Here is an 18,964-nt window from a genome sequence, read left to right on the forward strand (position 1 = left end):
ATACAGATAAATTATTTATAGGTAATTGGTCTTTTTGTAAACGGATTGGTCATCATTATTTTTTAGATAAAGTAACTTTTAGGAAGGACTGAATGGCCTTTGTTAGAAAGCAAGGTCGAGAGTGGCCACGGTTTTCGTATAAAACCGTGGCCAAGACAGACTACGCGAAAGCGAGAAGGACACCAGCGAAAGCAATTAAGCTACCCATAAGACGAGTCACAATGGGAGCTTGAAAACGAGCCACTATCATACCAAAGCCGATACCAGCAACATGCAACAGTGCGGTTGCCGCAGCAAAGCCTAATGCGTATTCAGCACCGTTAGCATTCAAAGGCATTTCTAAACCGTGAGCGGCGCCATGGAAAAGAGCAAACAGTCCAGCAATGCCAGCACAAATGGCAACAGGGAAACGTGCCGCGCCAACTAACAAAGCGCCCATCAGAATCACCGACAAGACAATGCCTTGCTCGATGAAAGGAACTTGCACCCCCGCAACCGCTAATCCGCCACCAACCAACATGGTGCCAACAAATGCAGCAGGAACTGCCCACAAAGCACGACCACCAAGGCTTGCAGCCCAAAGGCCGATGGCTAGCATCGCTAACAAATGGTCCAAACCACCCATAGGGTGCATAAAGCCCGTCATAAAGCTGGTTGTGTGTTCGTGTCCTGGGTGAGCGGATGCAAGAGCGGGGATAGCGGCAACAAGTGCGGCCAATGCCATTTTAAGCGATAAACGCATGGATTTGTCTCCAAAAATATTTATAAATATTAAGACCGTACAGAATGGTCTTGTCTAAACCACCGCTCTTGCGGCTGGAAGAGAGGATTCTAACATACCCACAGTGTGGGTAAATTGAATGATGTTGCCAATCGATAACGAAATATTCAGCTTCCAACAAAATATGGTGGTAAATTAATCTTCTATTGGTGTTAACTATGCATTTTATAATCAGTCTGATTGAATTTGGGCAATCAATGCGGTGTTTACCTAGGAGTAAACTATGACCTTTCATCTATGGACTTTGTTTTTCTTGGCTTACTTGGTGACCACTCTGTCACCGGGGCCGAATGTATTGTTGGTGCTTAAGAACAGTATTCAATTCGGTTGGAAGTCTGCCTTCATTACTATTTTCGGTAATTTGACTTGCCAATTTTTGATCGTTTGTTTAGTTGCGTTGGGGGTTGGCGCATTGTTACAAACATTGCCAGTTTGGTTTCTGGTGATGAAAATATTAGGCGGAACCTATTTGATTTACCTTGGGATTAAAGCGTTACGATCCAAAAAGAAATCTACTTTTGATGCTATAGATAATACAGTTGTCACTAAGTCGACTAAAACCGGACTTGCACTGTTTGGTGAGGCGTTCTTAGTCTCAGCAAGTAACCCTAAAACATTGATATTTTTGTCGGCCTTCTTACCCCAATTTTTAACCCTAGAATCGCCAGCGTATCAACAGTTTTCGGTCATGTTTATTACTATTTGCGCCATCGTTACCAGCGTGCATATTAGCTATGCTTTTGGCATCGCTCGTCTAGGAAAGCGTTACTCACTAAAAAACATGGAAACCAAAATCACCAAAATAACAGGCGGCTTGTTTATCACCATGGGTGGTGGAATATTGTTGAGTAACCGATAACGCGAACGAAAGGACGTATACGAACAAGTTCACAATCATTGTGAATAGAAGCATGATAGAAGGCCTTATTTACTCTATTTATTAGGTGGAAATTAGGCCTTTTTGCTATGTGTTCCCAAAATATTAGATATGATGAGACAGTTTCACTCCAAAATTCACGCTGTGATTGTCTTCGAATGTTACTTCATTGCTCGCTAGATTGGCCTTAGCTTCACCAATCCATGTATAGGATACACCTGTCGTAATGGTGATCTTTTGTGTTGCTTGATATTTTAGCCCAGCAGTTAATGAAGTATAGCCATCGGTTGGTGATAGGTTACTAACTAGGTTGCCTGATGGCTTTTCATGCGCGATGGAGAGTAACCCTGTCAAGTTGTTTGTTAGTTTCTGGCCAAGCCCGAGAGAGTAGGTGAGAGAGTTGTTTCTATAACCAACAAGGTTATTTGCTTGATTGACAAACTGGGTGAAAAGCTGGGGAGTGATTTTTGTTTTGTTCCATTCAACCCAACGGGCAGAAAACATCAGAAGTGTGGATTGTGTAATACCAGTCTGAAAGTCGAAGTTTAATGATTTAGGCATATCGACGTCAAACGACGTCTCTTTCGTAAAAGAGGAACTGACTATATTCTCTTGGCTATCAAAATTCACCTTTATCGCTGAGTGATAGGTTAACGAGGTCCGAAGTGCGATATCTGGAATTTCATAGGCAGCGCCCAACAGATAACCCCAATCGTTCTGAGTATCTGTTTTCATGGTGTAGAGTAGATTGTTCGATCGCTGATTGACGGTAACATCACCACTTGATGTGACATTTCTTAGCCCGCCATAGACGGAAAAAGGAGAATTTATTTTATAGCGAACGATTCCGCTGATGGCTATGGTATCGACAGAAGCACGGGTTCCAGAGAGGGGATAAGTCGAATGTGAAGGGTAGCGAATATCTGCACCAAAAGGTTGATCTACAATAATGGCCATGGAGGTTGAGTTAGACACGTCTTGTTTATAGGCGCCACCGAAAAAATAGCCTTTTTTTGCCACGTTTCCTGATTGGATTGAATCCGTTAGCTTGCCTGATACTTCTGGATCAACGCTATAGGCGCTTAATTCAAGATACGTTCCTTGCTCGAATAGAGGGGCAATGGGTTGTCTTGATAGATCCATACCGCCGGCATATACCTCTTTGGCACTAATTGAGCAAAGAGTGATCAAAATGACTGTGTTTTTCATGAAGCTTTTACCTGTTATCGGTTCTATGTCGGCTTAACGTTTAAAATGATGCTGTAAAGCAAATAAAAAATATTTGGGCGTGCCTTTTATGGCGGCCAATAATAAAGTAATTGTAAAGGATTACTAAATGGTAAATCGGTTATTTCTAAAGTTTGAGGCTGAACGATTATGGCGAGCGGTTGGGCGCAAGATGGCGCGGTGCAAGATCAAATAGACGCGACGGTGGACGCTGAAGTGGAGCGTGCAAAAAACAGTCTACCAAAAGGCGATAGCCTGACCCATTGCGAAGAGTGCGATGCGGTGATCCCTGAGTCTCGGCGCAAAGCCATTCAAGGAGTACGTTTATGCATCCGATGTCAGTCTGAGCAAGAGAAGAAAGGTCGAACAATCGGGCGGGCAGTAAAGACAGTCAGCTAAGATAAAAGCGGTACGTTGTTTTTGTCATTGCATTGATATTGATTCCAGTAGTCTTCATGAAATCAGCGTATTTATTGTCGAATTTTGCCTGCTTGATCTTCTCCATTGTGATAAGGTTTCGCTTATCTAAAAGGGCGTTTGACCATGAGTCTAATGCTCTGTTTCTTTCAGAATAAATAAGGATGAGCTTGTGGCAGACACTTACTCAACAGAAGTGAATAAATTAGAGAAGCTGCGTGCGGCTTGGTTGCCTGCGGTGGAGTTTCTTTTTGGCGAAGCGGTTCTTGAAGCTAAATTTGATGGCTTTGACGTTAGCGACGATATTGCCAAACCAAGTGCGGTATTTGAACACGCCGATGAACCATACCGTTATAAGATTCAGATGCCAGCTCGAGTATTCAGTAATGATGTCATGCTGTTGGCGGATGTCATTCAAGAAATGGTTCGTGGCCAATATCCTATCGGTTTTGAAGGCGCTAAAACGCCAGCACTGTGTGAAGGGGTCGCGGTCTTTGGTGCAATTACCGCCATCAAGCAAGTGTTTGGTGAAGAGTCTGTCGATTCATATTTGAATGCATTGCGTGAACAAGCGTTCCCTTATTACGACGCGTTCTCTTACGTGGCGGTTTTGTTAGCTGAAGATCCACAAGCCATTAAGAAATTACGTGGTGTTCAACCTTTCTTGTACAAGGTAGAGCGAGCGGATTTTGAGGCTGCTCAGGTAGAAATAGACCGTAAAATCAAAGACATTCTTTTATTGGCTTTTCGTGCTTAACAAAGACGTTACATCGAACAGAAACAAAAATGCCGCGTGATCGCGGCATTTTTGTTGGTAATATTAGCTAAGTCTCGTATTAGCTTTTAAGCTCAGACAATTCTTCACTAAACCAGATTTTGCGTTTAAAACGAGGGTTTTTAGACGACATATCGATTTTATAAGGGTTCGGCTCGTGGGTCTGTGGCAAATCAAGAATGTTACAAAGCTCTTGAGCAAGCCATTTTTCTACTTTTAGCACGACCATTTTTTTACGCAAACGACCTTGTTCATCACGGTTCAAAATCGTTGGTAAGGTATTCAGCGTTAAAATTTCACCAATTGCTGGATGCGCCATGCGCTCACGACCTTCATCGCTGGCATAAAAATGCGACACGGCAAACACCATGCGCTGAGGATTGATTTGCTGTAAGAATTGGCAAGATTTCACTACGGTAGAACCCGTGCGAACCATGTCGTCAAACAACACAATGCTCGCCCCATCTAGGCCGTCGAAAGTGTGTTCGCTTTCTTTGTGGAGCGTGATTTCCACTTTGCGTTCCGCCGTACGGTCTTTGTCTAGCATGATAAATTTTGCTTTGCTTAGGCCGAGCGTTTTGTACATTTGCTTAACGAAGTCGCGTGCGCCTTTATCGGGAGCACAAAGTACTAATCCTTCCCCATCTTCACCGTAATTTAGAATGTTTGAATTCAACAAGTAATGGGCGTAAATCTCATAAGGAATTAAATTATGGAAGTCACCTTCAAATACTTCGGTAAACATCTTTTGCACGGATTCGGAATGGTTGTGAATGGTCATCACAGTGTCCACGCCGGATAGTTTTAGCAACTGTGCATAAAGTTTGGCGGTAAAAGGCTGGCCATCGAATTTTTTAACATCTTGGATATCACGCTCAAAACTGGTTTCGCCTAAGCTTTGGTGAGGACCACGATCTTGTGCACTATAGAAAAGATCTGGCTCGACCAGAATAACGCGGTCGGCACCGTTCTCTTTTGCTGCACGGGCGATGATCAGGTTAGACATCGCCAGTTCTTGGCGACTTTTTACGTGACTGCCAGTACTCACAATGATGACAGCCTTACCCTTGAGTTTGCGGCCAATATTATCGAAATCGGCTTCATCGGAGATAAACCGAGGGCAAAACTCGGAATTCATGAACTGCTTCATACTGATTAAATCAGCGATGTCTTCGTGTTGCCCCATTGCATAGGCGACATCAATAGCAAAGGGATTATCGGAAGAGTTACTAACAACGACAACATTAGTAGCCTGACCGGTCGACAAAGTCATGAGAGATCCTTAACTAAGGGATGGGAATTTGCGCTGATTTTAATACTTGTGAGTTTGTTTCGATAGGGTTGATTGAGGATAAATGGCATTTTTATAAGGATTGGGCATGGCTAGGGTCACTTATGCTTCAGATAACAGCTGCCAGCATCATGCTTCCTATCTTCAAGCATTGAATTTGAATGGATAGATTAGGAAGCCCTAGCCCTGCTATATTCTGATTTGGACTTGTTTATAAACCTCTCTAAAGAGACTCGTGCGGTTATGACAGACATACGAAATATAGAAAAAACACTGCTATCTGATAACTGGTATACCTTGAATAAGTTTTCTTTTGAACTAAAGGGCAAAAATGGTCAGTGGCAACGTCAGGAGCGAGAGGCTTACGATAGAGGTAACGGAGCGACGATTTTGCTCTACAACGTTGAAAAAAAGACGGTGGTACTGACGCGACAATTTAGAATGCCTACTTTTGTGAATGGCAATCAGGATGGCATGTTGATCGAGTCTTGTGCTGGATTATTGGACCAAGATAACCCTGAAGATTGCATAAAACGAGAGACCGAAGAAGAAACGGGCTTTAAAGTCGAGCGAGTAAAGAAAATTTTTGAAGCCTACATGTCCCCAGGCTCTGTGACAGAAATTTTGTACTTCTTTGTGGCTGAATACTCGGACAACATGAAGGTATCCGATGGTGGCGGCCTCGAGCACGAGCAAGAAAATATCGAAGTGCTAGAACTGGATTTTCAATTAGCGTGTGACATGATGGTTTCAGGGGAAATTAAAGATGGTAAAACCATTATGCTGCTGCAATACGCCAAACTACATGGCTTATTGTAATGTTGCCTGATGCCAAAGCAAAATTCGAGTCTTATCCTGAGGGCGTGAGAAGCATCATGTTGACCATGAGGCAACTCATTTTGTCAGTGGCAGAAGAGAATCAACTTGGTGCTGTTGAAGAAACGTTAAAGTGGGGCGAGCCAAGCTACCTTGTAAAAGGTGGCAGTGCAGTACGAATAGACTGGAAACTAAAATCGCCAGATCAATACTGCTTTTACTTTAATTGCAAAAGCAAGCTGGTCGATACTTTCCGAGAGTTACATTCTGAACAACTCAAATTCGAAGGCAACCGCGCCATCGTGCTTAGCCTGAATAAAGAGCCTCCACTTAACTGTTTATCACATTGCATTGAACTGGCAATGAAATACCAGAAAAACAAACATCTTCCTTTGCTGGGAGCTTGAGTTGGTAGGCTATGATTGGTTTATGACAATATTGTCTGACGTTACACTGTAATTTTTTCGAAATTGCATTGGGGTGACATTGAAGGCAAGTTTAAATTTTTTAGCAAAGTAGGCTGAGCAGTTGAAACCACTCTCAAAGGCAATGTCTGCGATTTGTTTATTGCTTTCTGTTAGCAGTTGAACGGATTTCCGTAACCGATAATTCAACAGGTAACTGTTTGGAGAACAGCCCAAAGCGTTGCGGAATATTCGATAACATTCACTTTCACTGATATTTGCTGCCTGACTTATATTGGCAATAGAGATGCGCTCTTCATAATGACTATGAATGAAATTTAGCAAGGTTTGTATTCTTCTTTCGTTCGTCTTTGAGCGGTTTTGAGTCACGGTGATGCCTTGCTGATTGGTACAGAAGACGTGCCAGAATTTCATTAGCGCAATGTTCATATAAAATTCGCGGTCAGAGCCTTCTTTTTTCCAAACATCAAAGGCGGTCGCTAGCTCATTGATGACTTGCTGGTGCCAAGCTTTGTCGTTGGAGAATTTATAAAATAGCAGCTCTTTGTTATTGAGAACAGGCAGCACATGCTTTTTATAAATGAGCCCAAAATCAACACCACCCAGTATTTTTGGACTGAACACCACGTTGAGTATTCGACAGTCTTCAGAGCCATGATTCGTTAGCTTGTGTAAGGTGTTGGCATTGATAAAGACCATTTCGCCCGTTCGGATTATGTCGCTGGAATGAATGCATTCGACCTTTGTCGCGCCTTCTATCACCAGCACAACTTCAATCTCGTCGTGCCAGTGCCACGGTACTTCGCCACCAACGAAATGGGAAAAGCGTTCGTCGTAAGATCCACAGGGGAAGTCATGACTCCCGTGAATTGTGAGTTCTCTACCATTTTCTTCTGTTTCAATCTTATAAATTTGCATGGCATTGTTTAGTAACGTCGTTAGGTTAAATGGCTCGGCAGAATCGTCTTGATAGAATCGTTATATTTCAAGAGAGTATATACCTATATATAAAGAAAATTAGGCGGTATTGTTCTAAGTTGTTCAAAATAGCCAAATTAAAACAGGTAAACAATGTCATGCTTTTGCTTTTTATCATCTATATCGCTTTTATCAGTTTAGGTCTACCTGATGCCGTGCTTGGCTCATCCTGGCCGGTTATGAAAAACGACTTAAATGCCTCGTTGGAATTTGCCGGTGTTATTTCTCTCATCATCAGTGCTGGCACCGTGCTCTCCAGCCTTTATGTAACAAAAGCGATTCATTATGTTGGTATAGGAAAAGTCGTTGCGCTAAGCGTCTTGCTGACAGCGATAGCTTTATTTGGCTTTAGTATGTCCAATATGGCTTGGGCGCTTGTGTTCTTGGCTATTCCGTTAGGTGTTGGAGCGGGCGCTGTGGATGCGGCACTGAATAATTTTGTTGCCTTGCACTACAGAGCCAAGCACATGAACTATCTGCATTCATTTTGGGGTGTTGGTGCGACCGCTGGACCACTTCTAATGGCGAATTATTTGGCTCTCAACGATGGTTGGCGCGATGGCTATATGACCATTGCGATTCTGCAATTCTTACTGGTCATTTTATTATTTGCTTCGCTTCCTTTGTGGAAAAAATTTGTCATTAACTCAGTAAAAAGTAATGAGCCTAACACTCCGTTAGTGACAAATGCTTCCGCACTAAAAATGAAAGGTGTCACACTGCAGTTAGCGGTATTTTTTAGCTATTGCTCAATAGAAATGAGCACTGGTTTGTGGGCGGCGAGTTATCTCACAACCGAGCGCAATATTTTACCAGTAGACGCTGCTTTTTGGGTCGCCATGTACTATTTAGGTATCACAGTAGGGCGCTTTGCCTGTGGCGTGATTGCTGAAAAAGTGACAGAAGAAACCCTTATCCGTTCAGGCGTTGTCATTATCTTGTTCGGTTGCATTTTGCTTGCGCTACCGTTTTCAGATGAGCTCGCCAAAATAGGCTTGATATTGATTGGGTTAGGTTGCGCCCCAATTTTTCCTAACACCATTCAAATGACACCTAAACGTTTTGGCTCATCGGCATCGCAAGCCATTATTGGTTTATCTATGGCCACGGCTTATATCGGTATCATGGTTGTACCGCCAATACTTGGTGTCACAGCAAAGATACTCACCTTTGCTTCGTTCCCCATGATATTGCTGTTGCTAGCTGGCATTATATTGCTGACGACCGAACGCTTAAGGCGTTATCACAGCACCTCCTTACGTTAATAACGAAGAGAGGCACCATGATGAGCACCGAGAATAGACCAAGCATTCAGAGACAACAAACCATACTATTGCTGCTAGCATTGGATGGAAAAGTATTCTCTGAGACGCTAAAGCTGCGATTTAATGTGTCGGATCGCATCATTTACAACGATATGATTTATCTGGAAAAAGCCGGCCTATTAAAACGTATTGACGCTGGGGCAATTGCTGTAGAAGCGTGTTCGGAGTCACAAGAAGAAAAGTAGTGGTTGTCTTGTCTTACTCACCGTCAAATTTTAGCAGTGATGAAGACAAGGAAATATGTATCGACTATGGTGTAGAATCTTAGAGAACCTCGGAGAATGTCAATGTCTTTAAAAGTAACCTCCGTCAGACTAGACGAAGAGACACTGCAACGTGTTATTACAGGCTTACTTTTTGTCGTCGTTTATCGAGAAAATTTGTCTGTAAATTGCCTAGAACTCTTACGTATTCTTCATGAATCGCAGCATTGGCTAATGAGTGAACAATAGCTCATGCAAAAGCCGCTGCGAAGTTTTGTAATTCAGCTAGGTGTTTAGGCTGTTTAGGCTGAACGATGTCTTCATTGATTTTTAAAATAAGACTTTTAAATACTTCGGTATTATTTTTTAATTTTTGTGATGCCATTAAGGATTTGATTTCATTAATGCTTTTTTCATTAAGCTTAACGGAAAAGCGTTTCGACGCTTTTGCTTTGGCGATATCAGATTTTAGCAATAAACCTAAGTTGTCTTGTGAGAATCGATTGGAACTTAAAGCATGAAGATAATACAAGACTAGAGCTTTATTAAAACTATCCCCTAAACTGGCATCAATTTTCTGAGTCGCTATATTTAAAATATCTAAAAAATGAGCCGGCAAACGCACATCAATGGGCGTTTTGATCTTATTGTATTCAGCACGTATTTTCGCGGTGGATTGTTTTGGGATACTAACCACGGTATTGCAGCTGTTACAAACGGCAGCCAAAATGTTTCTCACTACGCCAGAGTCATCACTAAAACTCACATCTCGAAGCTGATAAGTTGCGTGTGTTAAGCCACATTCTGGACAAATGACCTGTCTTGAGTCGCCTTCTTTAACTATTTTCATTTCAGACTCCGCTTTCGTGAACACTGATAAACATGGCATCGGGTTCGATAAAGTAAAATTTTATATACCATCGTTTTCCATTCTTGAATGGCTTTAACACGTGTACATTAATAGTAGGAGCTTGATGATGAGGGCTCATTTCGTATTCGTTGCCGCGAGTATAGCGTATCAGCTCAATAACCTCATCATCGCTTAACTGGCCGCACTGAAAAAGATTCTTAACATCAATCTCTTTTCTTACTTCATGGTCGTACGAACCGCTTTCTAAACAAGTTATTACCTGTGATTTCACTTCCTTGAAACCCATCACCACTCCTTTTTTGTACGAAATAATTCGTACGTATTAATTGTACGTAAGTATTCGTACATTTCAAGCTATTACTTTTATTCTAGTTCAAGCACAGCAGAGAAGACAAAGCTTGGCTTCCACCGATAAACTCTCCTCAAACAAGCTGACTATCGAGCCTCACATTGCTGATAGCAACTTGGTTTCCTCGGGCAGACGGCACCGCGGGAGCAAATCAGTCGAGCATCGTTGTCTATGCCGCGTTCTACCCAGTTGATATTAAGGATTTTCGCCACGCTCATGAGGTCTTTTTTAATGCTTCTTGGTATCTGTGAGGAACCGCCTTTGGTGACACACGCTTGACGTAAATCGGCCGCGATGGAAAGGGCGTCTTTGCCTTGAGCATCAATAGCAGGATTCAAGTCAATGCCGGAGCAAAGTACGTGGCTATTGCCGGCAAGATCTTGCACCTTGATTGATTCACAGGCGTATATTCGTGGCTCGTCGCCAACATTAAGAATCGATATTTGTGCGGAGGTGCCTGTACTAGGTTCGCTGATTTTGCGGAACACTGACCAGTGCTGGCATGGGTCTTCCACCATGCTCATGTTGCCCCAAGGCAAAGGAATGCCATTGCCACGATAGATGGCTTTGAGCTTACCTGGCGCGTAGGCATCGAAATAATGCCAATGAGGATAAGGCGACGCGGCCGTCATGCGGCGCATGGTGACGGATTCAGAAACACCTGCCAGTTGTGCGGTATTAATTTCGTAGCCATTGCGATCTAACATTTGTCGAAATGGCACTTTTGGGCACAGCAAAGCGCCAGCAAAAAAACTGCATTCAAAATCTCGCCATGCGAATAAAATATCCTGAGCATCCATCCCCGACGATTGTATTTTTGCGTTTTTGGCTTGTAAGGGGGAAATTTCATTTCGCCCTGTAACTAGCACATTTTTCAAACCGTCTTTGTCATGCAAAACCGTGTGGCCAATGTGTACCGCAAGGTTGTACTTGAGGCGCTGAGGCTGATTTTTCATGATCTGATTGATGTAAATCGTGCTTGGCGGATCAAAAAAAGACGTCACCACATGGCTTTCACCAACGCCCATTTCCTGCAATACCGCTAAGGGGGTTTTTTTAAACCACTTGATTTGCAAGCCCATCTGCTTAGTGATGGCGACAATATCGTCAAGGCTCAATGGCAAGCGTTTGAGACCAACTTCTTCAGCGGCGCGCTCTAAATCGGGGAAATGATTTTGATGATGTTCCTGGTGGGCGCGAATCAACAAATGCGCAAATTGGCGACCGCTGGTGCCGGTTTGGGAAAGCATCTCAGGAATGGCGATTTGTAGTATTTCTTTGGAGAACAAAAAGTTCGGCTCTAACGCCATACCATTAATGCCACCGCCAGACCCTTTCGTCGGCGTAATGGCGTCTTCTTCCGGAATATCATCCAAAAACCATTCGACATTTTTTTGAAAAACGCTGGCAATGACTTCCAGGACGTCTTCACTGGGGATGCGTTTTCCCCTTTCTATCATGGATAAATAAGACACCGATGGGGCGGATTCTGCGTCCACTTTTATGCAGCGTGCTGACAGGTCTTCCATCGTCAAACGGTTGCGTTTACGCAGGTTGCGGATCTTAGTACCCAAAAAATGGGCTTTACGATTGAGGCTATTTTTATTTTTCATTTTTGTAAAATTTACACTGTGTAATTCTTATTGTGAAATTTTAGCTTAGTCGGGCATAGACTATAAATCAAGCAATCGTAAGAGAGATCAAATGCATTGCTAACCCTAAGAATCAGAATGATAAGAGACAGAAGGAAAGCGAGATGAATATGCCCCAAGCAAAAAATAACAGTGTGATTCATCCAGGGTTTTGCCACTTCATTAATGAGGAAGTGCTGCCACTTCACGCTATCAAACCGACAAAATTCTGGCGCGATCTTGAACAGTTAGTGGCTGACTTATCGCCGACTAATCGCCAACTGTTGGCCACTCGCGATGCGATGCAACAGCAGATTGACCAATGGCATCTCGCTCGAAAAGGCCAAGCCATGGACATAAAGGCCTATGAAGCCTTCTTGCGTGAGATTGGTTACTTGGTCAAAGAGGGCGAAGATTTCACCATCACTACGGCGAATGTCGATGAGGAAATCGCTCACTTGGCTGGACCTCAATTGGTTGTGCCAGTAAAGAACGCACGCTTTGCATTGAATGCCGCCAATGCACGTTGGGGCAGTTTGTATGATGCTTTTTATGGTACGGACGTCATTGCGAAAACACAGGGTCTTGAGACAAGCAAAGGCTACAACCCAGCGCGTGGCGAAGCAGTGATTGCCAAAGCCAAAGGCTTTTTGGACGACGTGTTTCCGCTGGAATCTGGTTCTCATAAAGACGTCGTCAGCTATGTGGTTTATTACCACCATTTATTGGCTTTTTTTCAAGACGGCAGCCAAACCGGCTTAAAACAACCTTGTCAGCTGGTGGCTGTCAATGGTCAACGCAGTGAACCCGAAGCCATTTTGCTAAAAAACAATGGGCTGCACGTAGAAATCCAGTTTGACCGTAACGGTAAAAACGGTGCGAAAGACCCAGCCAATATCAACGACATTCTAATTGAATCGGCACTAAGCACCATTATGGATTGTGAAGATTCAGTGGCAGCGGTGGATGCGGAAGACAAAATTGAGGTTTACCGCAACTGGCTAGGACTGATGCAAGGCACGCTGCAAGCCAGCTTTAGTAAAGATGGACAGATGCAAACGCGCCGCATGAACCCTGATCGTATTTTTACGGATTTAGACAACCAAGAATACCGTCTACATGGTCGTTCTTTGTTGTTGATTCGCAATGTGGGTCACTTGATGGAATGCGACTTGATGCAAGATGAGCTGGGTAACTTTGTTCCCGAAGGCATTATGGATGCGGTAGTCACTGTGTTAATTGGCGCCTTGGATTTGCAACGTAGTAAGGGCATGCGTAACAGTAGAACCGGCAGCATTTACGTGGTGAAACCTAAGATGCATGGTCCTGAAGAAGTGGCGTTTAGCTGTGAGTTATTTGCTCGAGTAGAACAGATGCTCGGTTTGCCAGAAAACACCATCAAGATCGGCATTATGGACGAAGAACGTCGCACTACTTTGAATTTGAAAGAGTGTATTCGTCAGGCGAAATCTCGGGTGTTTTTCATCAATACCGGCTTTTTGGATCGTACTGGCGATGAGATTCATACCAGCATGCAAGCAGGGCCGTTTTTGCCGAAAGATCAGATCAAAACGCAACCTTGGATTCAGGCTTATGAAAATCGCAATGTCGACATTGGTTTGCAATGTGGTTTACCGGGTAAAGCGCAGATCGGTAAGGGTATGTGGGCGATGCCGGATGAAATGGCGGCCATGATGGCAGCCAAAATTGCCCATCCAAAAGCGGGCGCCAATACGGCTTGGGTGCCTTCGCCAACGGCGGCGACATTGCATGCTTTGCATTATCACCAAGTGAATGTGTTTGAAGTGCAAGATCGCATAAAACATCGTCAGAAAGCGAATCTAACGGATTTACTGACCATTCCGACGATTCCAAGCAATTTGACCTTGTCGGACCAAGTGATTGAGCGGGAAATTGAAAACAACGTTCAAGGGCTATTGGGTTACGTAGTGCGCTGGGTTGAAGCAGGTGTCGGTTGTTCGAAAGTACCAGATATTAACAACGTGGGCTTGATGGAAGACCGTGCGACGCTGCGAATTTCCAGCCAGCATTTGGCGAACTGGTTGCTTCATGGGGTTTGTAGCAAAGAACAAATTGATGAGGTGATGCAGCGTATGGCGCGGGTGGTAGATAAGCAAAACACAGCGACGGAAGGATATCGTCCGATGGCACAAAATGCCAAGAGTCTAGCGTTTAAAGCCGCGCAGGATTTGATTTTTAAAGGCGTGATTCAACCGAACGGCTACACCGAGCCCTTGCTTCATGCTTATCGAATGCAGGTGAAGGAAACTCACTGAAAACGAATTAGTAATTAAAATTTTGTTCCTATTTAAACAACCTAAAGAGCGAGAAAAACGATGCATACTTACAAAAATAAAACGCAACAAGCTAGCCAAACGATTCATTCTCAAGGACCAACTTGGGCGGCGATGAACCCAGAATCAGTGGTTAGAATGCAATTGCAAAACCGTTTCAATACAGGGTTAGACATCGCCAAATACACGGCTAAGATCATGCGTGAAGACATGGCGAGCTACGACAAAGACCCAGCGAACTACACTCAGTCTTTAGGTTGCTGGCACGGTTTTATCGGCCAACAAAAAATGATTTCTATCAAGAAGCATTTTGGCACCACTCGCAGCCGTTACTTGTACTTGTCAGGCTGGATGGTCGCAGCCATGCGTTCTGAGTTTGGCCCTTTGCCGGATCAATCTATGCATGAAAAAACGTCCGTGCCCGCTTTGATAGAAGAACTCTATACTTTCTTAAAACAAGCTGATGCCCGTGAGTTGCAGCATCTTTTCAAAGAAATGGACGACGCGAGAGCCGCCGGAGATCAAGTACGTGAGCAAGCGGCGCAGCAAAAAGTCGATAACTTTGAAACGCACGTTGTGCCGATTATTGCGGATATCGACGCGGGCTTTGGTAACGAAGAGGCGACCTATTTGCTAGCGAAGAAAATGATCGAAGCGGGCGCTTGCTGTATCCAGATCGAGAACCAAGTATCTGATGCCAAACAGTGTGGACACCAAGATGGTAAGGTAACGGTGCCCCATGAAGATTTCTTAGCAAAAATTAACGCTGTGCGTTACGCCTTTTTAGAGCTTGGTGTAGATGATGGTGTAATCGTGGCGCGAACGGATTCTTTGGGGGCAGGTTTAACGCAAAAAATTCCTGTATCACAAACGCCTGGTGATTTGGCCGAGCAATACAATGCCTTCATTGACGGCGAAGAAGTAACGTCACTTGCGCAAATGAAGTCCGGCGATATGGCGATCAAAATGGGGGAGCGTTTAATTAAACCCACTCGTTTAGCTAATGGTTTGGTGCGCTTTAAGCCCAATACAGGCGAAGATCGTGTTGTGCTAGATTGCATCACCTCTTTGCAAAATGGCGCGGATCTATTGTGGATCGAAACAGAAAAGCCGCACATTGGTCAAATTGCTGCCATTGTGAATCGTATCCGTGACGTTATGCCTAATGCCAAATTGGTTTACAACAACAGTCCTTCTTTTAACTGGACGTTGAACTTCCGTCAGCAAGTGTTTGATGCGTGGTTGGAAGAAGGGCAAGACGTTAGCCAGTACCAACGTGAGAAACTGATGTCACAAGATTACGATGGCAGCATGTTAGCCGAAGAAGCCGACGAGCGTATTCGTCGCTTCCAAAAAGACGCGGCTGCGCAAGCGGGTATCTTCCACCACTTGATTACCTTACCAACTTACCATACGGCGGCTTTGTCTACAGACAATTTAGCAAAAGATTATTTCGGCGAGCTGGGTATGTTGGGCTATGTGAGAGAGGTTCAGCGTAAAGAAATTCGCCAAGGTTTGGCCTGTGTGAAACACCAAGATATGTCAGGTTCAAACATAGGCGATGATCACAAAGAGTACTTCTCTGGTGAGCAAGCGCTGAAAGCGTCTGGTAAAGACAATACCATGAATCAATTCGCGGCGGTTTAAGTAATAACAAGTCAGTGAATAGTTATCTGTTTTTTGACAAGACCAGCAGTCTTCCCCCTGCTGGTCTTTTTTTCTCTAGTGTTCAATATTCTTAAAATGCTCTACTATCTGGCAGATAAATCAGTTGATTTTCGCTGATAGTCTTATTCCTAGATATTAAGAGAACATGATTGAATCATTCACGCTATATGCTTAGCGATAAGCAAGTCAGCCATATTAGCTTAAAGGATTTAGCTCAACGCTCCAGGTTTGGTGGTGTATTTTATCTGTTAGCCTTTTGGGCCGCGGTTTTTAGCTCCACGGCAGCACGAGCACACTTGGATATTATTGGCGCTTTTTCTTTCTGCTTTTTGCTGTTACAAATTTGTCGTTTAGTGTTATTTTTTAGCGTTTCTTCATCTAATACTATTGATATTTCTTCATATTTTTCTCGTTATGCATTTGTTTATAATGCTTCTGCTATTGTTTGGGTGAGTGGATCCGCGTGGTTATTTTATGTTAACCCAATGGTCGATTTAGCAGTGTCAATCAATATGATGGCAGCGGCAGGTATTAGTATTGGTGGTGTTACCGTATTGGCCCCTTCTTATAAGATAATGCGCAGTTATTTTGTCTTAATTTGTTGGCCATTTGCCTTAGCGGCGGGCTTACTTTTGGATAATCCAGGTAATGTTATTGTTGCCGGTTTAATATTAGGTTATGGGTTATTTATTTTTCTAACAGGGAAGCAACAAAATCGCATTTATTGGCAGGCACTGAATGATAATTTAAAGCTGTCAGAGCAGGCGGAAGAACTAGAAAAAGCCAAGATAGCGGCAGAATTGGCAGGTCAGGCTAAAGCGAATTTTTTGGCCGCGATGACCCATGAGATACGAACACCAATGAATGGTGTTTTAGGAATGGCTCAATTGTTATCGATGGGAGATCTAAATGAGCAGCAGAAACAGCAAGTGACGGTGATTAATAATGCCGGTCGAACATTAATGCATATTATTAATAATATTTTAGATTACTCTAAGATTAATGCAGAGCAACTAAAATTAGAAAAAATTGAGTTTAGTCCACGTAATGTCGTAAATGAAGTTGTATTACTTCTGTCTCCTCAGTTTGAGGTAAAGCCAATAGATATCCTCTGTACGTTTGGTGATATTCCTGAATTAGTGCAAGGTGACCCATACCGGCTTCATCAAATTCTTTATAACCTCATCGGAAATGCTCTTAAATTTACCCATGAAGGGGAAATATCCATTGAGGTTTCTTCCCAGAAAAGTCAGGCCGAAAATACGCTGATCTTGTCGTTTGCTATTAGAGATACCGGTATTGGTATTTCATCTGAAGACCAAGGTAAAATTTTCGAGCAGTTCTATCAAGTTAGCCATTTTAATCCCAATATTCGTGGGTCAGGGCTGGGGCTGAGTATTACCCAACGCTTAGTCGAGCTTATGGAGGGGACTATTTCAGTTGAAAGTGAATTGGGGGTGGGAAGTGTTTTTACCATTGATCTTCCGTTTGCTTTGATTGCACAAACGGTGCAGAACAAATCGTTTCAATCATCAGAAAAAATAGAGGTGAAGCCTGACTTTCAATCAGGTTTGCACATTCTTTTAGTGGAAGATAACAAGGTGAACCAAATGCTCTGCGAGCAATTCTTTCTAAAATTAGGATGCTCCGTTGACTGTGCTGAAACAGGCATAATGGCACTGGAAAGGTTTAATAGCGCCCAACATTATGATGTTATTTTTATGGATTGTAATATGCCCGAAATGGACGGTTTTTTAGCGACGTCAGCTATTCGAAAAATAGAAAGAGACAAACACTTAAAGCAAACACCGATTGTTGCTCTCACTGCTCATGTAGAGGAAAGCGTAAAACAAAAATGTCTTGATGCTGGCATGAATGCATTTTTAAGCAAACCTTTCTTGTTTGAAGATTTAGAAGCTATGGTGGATAAGGTTCGAAGAGGGGGGTTGTCTTAAGATTTCCTTGGTAAGCAAACTCTTGCTCACTGGGCGACTTTTCGCCTGATCTCAAGCGAAGTTTTGCTCGCTGGTAAAGTGTGATTTTATTAACTCATTGAAAGTATTGATTATTTTTAATTGGCATTCATCTTGCTCTTCCTAGGGTGAGTGTTAAAAACACATTTTTACCATTTTTAAATAAGGAATTTTATTATGCCAACGCCATGTTTTATCTCTATCGAAGGGGAATCTCAGGGTCTGATCACGGCAGGTGCTATGACAGTCGATTCTATCGGTGACGTGGGCTTGGAAGGCCATGACGACGAAATGCTGGTACAACGCTTTGACCACAACGTCACTGTACCGACTAACCCACAGTCTGGTAACCCATCTGGCCAGCGCGTTCACAAGCCATTCAAATTCACCGTGGCCTTGAACAAAGCGGTTCCACTGCTTTACAACGCCTTGTCCTCTGGTGAAAAACTGCCAAAAGTGGAATTGAAATGGTACCGCACCTCTGCGGAAGGCAAGCAAGAAAACTTCTTCGTAACAGCGCTTGAAGGCGCGGTTATCGTGGACATCCATTGCGAAATGCCACACTGCCAAGACCCAGCGATGGGGAACTTTACACAAAACCTAACGGTCTCTATGGCTTACCGTAAGATCACTTGGGATCACATCAACTCTGGTACGTCTGGTTCTGACGACTGGAGCAAGCCAATCGAAGCGTAAGCTTGTATTGGTTCGGGCCGCCTGTTCACTCATGCGGCCTTTTTGCGTATTAATGGCACACGCTTTTACGACTTGTATTCTACGAATTAGATAGACTGTCATAACAAAGGAAACTGGTATGGCTACATTGACGTTTACATTGGCTCTCGACGGAATAGAAGAAGACACCCTCGTCGTCCGAGAATATCAAGGACACGAATCAATCTCTGATTCTCTGCTGAAAGACGGTTCGCCTTGTTATGGCTTCCGTTATCAATTGTCTCTTGCCAGTCGTCAATCGGACCTGTCTGCCGACACCCTCGTTGATAAAAACGCCGAACTACGCTTGTTTCGCAACGGCGAGCTG

19 protein-coding genes and 1 pseudogene are annotated in these 18,964 nt (G+C 43.5%); 13 read left to right on the forward strand and 7 right to left on the reverse strand.

Features of this window, described 5'->3' with window-relative positions:
- Positions 1-160: 160 nt before the first annotated feature.
- Positions 161-742 (reverse strand): HupE/UreJ family protein, encoded by a 582-nt coding sequence (locus DK187_RS13870; protein ID WP_111607946.1) that lies wholly within the window; start codon positions 740-742, stop codon positions 161-163.
- 262 nt (positions 743-1,004) lie between these two features.
- Here DK187_RS13870 and DK187_RS13875 point away from each other — a divergent pair, with 262 nt between their 5' ends.
- Complete coding sequence (locus DK187_RS13875) at positions 1,005-1,640, forward strand: LysE family translocator (protein WP_111607947.1); 636 nt, start codon at positions 1,005-1,007, stop codon at positions 1,638-1,640.
- Between the two features lie 123 nt (positions 1,641-1,763).
- Here DK187_RS13875 and DK187_RS13880 read toward each other — a convergent pair whose 3' ends face one another.
- Positions 1,764-2,867 (reverse strand): OmpP1/FadL family transporter, encoded by a 1,104-nt coding sequence (locus DK187_RS13880; RefSeq protein ID WP_111607948.1) that lies wholly within the window; start codon positions 2,865-2,867, stop codon positions 1,764-1,766.
- Between the two features lie 168 nt (positions 2,868-3,035).
- On the opposite strand from DK187_RS13880, the gene DK187_RS13885 reads away from it, so the two are divergent.
- A complete protein-coding gene (locus DK187_RS13885) occupies positions 3,036-3,284 on the forward strand; it encodes a DksA/TraR family C4-type zinc finger protein (RefSeq protein WP_442915038.1) in 249 nt (82 codons plus the stop codon).
- A 190-nt stretch (positions 3,285-3,474) separates the two neighbouring features.
- Positions 3,475-4,059 (forward strand): hypothetical protein, encoded by a 585-nt coding sequence (locus DK187_RS13890; protein ID WP_111607949.1) that lies wholly within the window; start codon positions 3,475-3,477, stop codon positions 4,057-4,059.
- Positions 4,060-4,138: 79 nt separating this feature from the next.
- Here DK187_RS13890 and DK187_RS13895 read toward each other — a convergent pair whose 3' ends face one another.
- The gene (locus DK187_RS13895) at positions 4,139-5,350 is read right to left on the reverse strand and encodes a phosphoribosyltransferase family protein (protein ID WP_111607950.1); all 1,212 of its coding nucleotides are present in this window, start codon (positions 5,348-5,350) and stop codon (positions 4,139-4,141) included.
- Between the two features lie 261 nt (positions 5,351-5,611).
- Here DK187_RS13895 and nudK point away from each other — a divergent pair, with 261 nt between their 5' ends.
- Together nudK and DK187_RS13905 are read left to right on the forward strand one after the other, a co-directional pair.
- Entirely contained in the window at positions 5,612-6,187 is a 576-nt protein-coding gene (gene nudK / locus DK187_RS13900) for a GDP-mannose pyrophosphatase NudK (protein ID WP_111607951.1), read from the forward strand.
- Positions 6,187-6,591 (forward strand): DUF1801 domain-containing protein, encoded by a 405-nt coding sequence (locus DK187_RS13905; protein WP_111607952.1) that lies wholly within the window; start codon positions 6,187-6,189, stop codon positions 6,589-6,591. Before nudK ends, DK187_RS13905 begins: the two co-directional genes overlap by 1 nt.
- Positions 6,592-6,600: 9 nt before the next feature.
- Here the strand turns inward: DK187_RS13905 and DK187_RS13910 are convergent, their stop codons facing one another.
- Entirely contained in the window at positions 6,601-7,527 is a 927-nt protein-coding gene (locus tag DK187_RS13910; RefSeq protein ID WP_111607953.1) for an AraC family transcriptional regulator, read from the reverse strand.
- A 158-nt stretch (positions 7,528-7,685) separates the two neighbouring features.
- On the opposite strand from DK187_RS13910, the gene DK187_RS13915 reads away from it, so the two are divergent.
- From DK187_RS13915 to DK187_RS21115, 3 genes are all read left to right on the forward strand, one after another.
- Positions 7,686-8,852 (forward strand): MFS transporter, encoded by a 1,167-nt coding sequence (locus DK187_RS13915; RefSeq protein ID WP_111607954.1) that lies wholly within the window; start codon positions 7,686-7,688, stop codon positions 8,850-8,852.
- Positions 8,853-8,869: 17 nt separating this feature from the next.
- Complete coding sequence (locus DK187_RS13920) at positions 8,870-9,097, forward strand: HTH domain-containing protein (RefSeq protein WP_111607955.1); 228 nt, start codon at positions 8,870-8,872, stop codon at positions 9,095-9,097.
- A 102-nt stretch (positions 9,098-9,199) separates the two neighbouring features.
- On the forward strand, positions 9,200-9,364 hold the full coding sequence (locus DK187_RS21115; protein WP_162623523.1) for a hypothetical protein: 165 nt from the start codon (positions 9,200-9,202) through the stop codon (positions 9,362-9,364).
- Between the two features lies 1 nt (position 9,365).
- On the opposite strand, the gene DK187_RS13925 is transcribed toward DK187_RS21115, so the two are convergent.
- The 3 genes from DK187_RS13925 to DK187_RS13935 all read right to left on the reverse strand — a co-directional run bounded on the left by DK187_RS13925 (position 9,366) and on the right by DK187_RS13935 (position 11,948).
- Positions 9,366-9,965 (reverse strand): hypothetical protein, encoded by a 600-nt coding sequence (locus DK187_RS13925; protein ID WP_111607956.1) that lies wholly within the window; start codon positions 9,963-9,965, stop codon positions 9,366-9,368.
- Position 9,966: 1 nt separating this feature from the next.
- Positions 9,967-10,272: a hypothetical protein gene (locus DK187_RS13930; protein ID WP_111607957.1), complete on the reverse strand. Its 306-nt coding sequence runs from the start codon at positions 10,270-10,272 to the stop codon at positions 9,967-9,969.
- A gap of 149 nt (positions 10,273-10,421) precedes the next feature.
- Entirely contained in the window at positions 10,422-11,948 is a 1,527-nt protein-coding gene (locus DK187_RS13935; protein WP_111607958.1) for a DUF3612 domain-containing protein, read from the reverse strand.
- A gap of 143 nt (positions 11,949-12,091) precedes the next feature.
- Here DK187_RS13935 and DK187_RS13940 point away from each other — a divergent pair, with 143 nt between their 5' ends.
- The 5 genes and pseudogenes from DK187_RS13940 to DK187_RS13960 form a co-directional block, all read left to right on the forward strand.
- Positions 12,092-14,263 (forward strand): malate synthase G, encoded by a 2,172-nt coding sequence (locus tag DK187_RS13940; protein WP_111607959.1) that lies wholly within the window; start codon positions 12,092-12,094, stop codon positions 14,261-14,263.
- Positions 14,264-14,323: 60 nt separating this feature from the next.
- A complete protein-coding gene (locus DK187_RS13945; protein WP_111607960.1) occupies positions 14,324-15,928 on the forward strand; it encodes an isocitrate lyase in 1,605 nt (534 codons plus the stop codon).
- A gap of 170 nt (positions 15,929-16,098) precedes the next feature.
- A complete protein-coding gene (locus DK187_RS13950; RefSeq protein ID WP_111607961.1) occupies positions 16,099-17,904 on the forward strand; it encodes an ATP-binding protein in 1,806 nt (601 codons plus the stop codon).
- Positions 17,905-18,099: 195 nt separating this feature from the next.
- Positions 18,100-18,618 carry an Hcp family type VI secretion system effector gene (locus DK187_RS13955; RefSeq protein ID WP_012068897.1) on the forward strand — a complete coding sequence of 173 codons (519 nt, stop codon included), beginning with the start codon at positions 18,100-18,102 and terminating at the stop codon, positions 18,616-18,618.
- Positions 18,619-18,736: 118 nt separating this feature from the next.
- Positions 18,737-18,964: pseudogene (locus DK187_RS13960) on the forward strand (type VI secretion system tip protein VgrG); the annotation flags it as partial.

It is taken from the genome of Marinomonas arctica (assembly GCF_003259225.1).
GTDB lineage: Bacteria > Pseudomonadota > Gammaproteobacteria > Pseudomonadales > Marinomonadaceae > Marinomonas > Marinomonas arctica.

Excerpts from the sequence above, each read along its gene's own strand:
- DK187_RS13870 (WP_111607946.1), bottom strand. The coding sequence starts at position 742 with ATGCGTTTATCGCTTAAAATGGCATTGGCCGCACTTGTTGCCGCTATC.
- DK187_RS13875 (WP_111607947.1), top strand. The coding sequence starts at position 1,005 with ATGACCTTTCATCTATGGACTTTGTTTTTCTTGGCTTACTTGGTGACC.
- DK187_RS13880 (WP_111607948.1), bottom strand. The coding sequence starts at position 2,867 with ATGAAAAACACAGTCATTTTGATCACTCTTTGCTCAATTAGTGCCAAA.
- DK187_RS13885 (WP_442915038.1), top strand. The coding sequence starts at position 3,036 with ATGGCGAGCGGTTGGGCGCAAGATGGCGCGGTGCAAGATCAAATAGAC.
- DK187_RS13895 (WP_111607950.1), bottom strand. The coding sequence starts at position 5,350 with ATGACTTTGTCGACCGGTCAGGCTACTAATGTTGTCGTTGTTAGTAAC.
- nudK (WP_111607951.1), top strand. The coding sequence starts at position 5,612 with ATGACAGACATACGAAATATAGAAAAAACACTGCTATCTGATAACTGG.
- DK187_RS13905 (WP_111607952.1), top strand. The coding sequence starts at position 6,187 with ATGTTGCCTGATGCCAAAGCAAAATTCGAGTCTTATCCTGAGGGCGTG.
- DK187_RS13910 (WP_111607953.1), bottom strand. The coding sequence starts at position 7,527 with ATGCAAATTTATAAGATTGAAACAGAAGAAAATGGTAGAGAACTCACA.
- DK187_RS13915 (WP_111607954.1), top strand. The coding sequence starts at position 7,686 with ATGCTTTTGCTTTTTATCATCTATATCGCTTTTATCAGTTTAGGTCTA.
- DK187_RS13920 (WP_111607955.1), top strand. The coding sequence starts at position 8,870 with ATGATGAGCACCGAGAATAGACCAAGCATTCAGAGACAACAAACCATA.
- DK187_RS21115 (WP_162623523.1), top strand. The coding sequence starts at position 9,200 with ATGTCTTTAAAAGTAACCTCCGTCAGACTAGACGAAGAGACACTGCAA.
- DK187_RS13925 (WP_111607956.1), bottom strand. The coding sequence starts at position 9,965 with ATGAAAATAGTTAAAGAAGGCGACTCAAGACAGGTCATTTGTCCAGAA.
- DK187_RS13930 (WP_111607957.1), bottom strand. The coding sequence starts at position 10,272 with ATGGGTTTCAAGGAAGTGAAATCACAGGTAATAACTTGTTTAGAAAGC.
- DK187_RS13935 (WP_111607958.1), bottom strand. The coding sequence starts at position 11,948 with ATGAAAAATAAAAATAGCCTCAATCGTAAAGCCCATTTTTTGGGTACT.
- DK187_RS13940 (WP_111607959.1), top strand. The coding sequence starts at position 12,092 with ATGAATATGCCCCAAGCAAAAAATAACAGTGTGATTCATCCAGGGTTT.
- DK187_RS13945 (WP_111607960.1), top strand. The coding sequence starts at position 14,324 with ATGCATACTTACAAAAATAAAACGCAACAAGCTAGCCAAACGATTCAT.
- DK187_RS13955 (WP_012068897.1), top strand. The coding sequence starts at position 18,100 with ATGCCAACGCCATGTTTTATCTCTATCGAAGGGGAATCTCAGGGTCTG.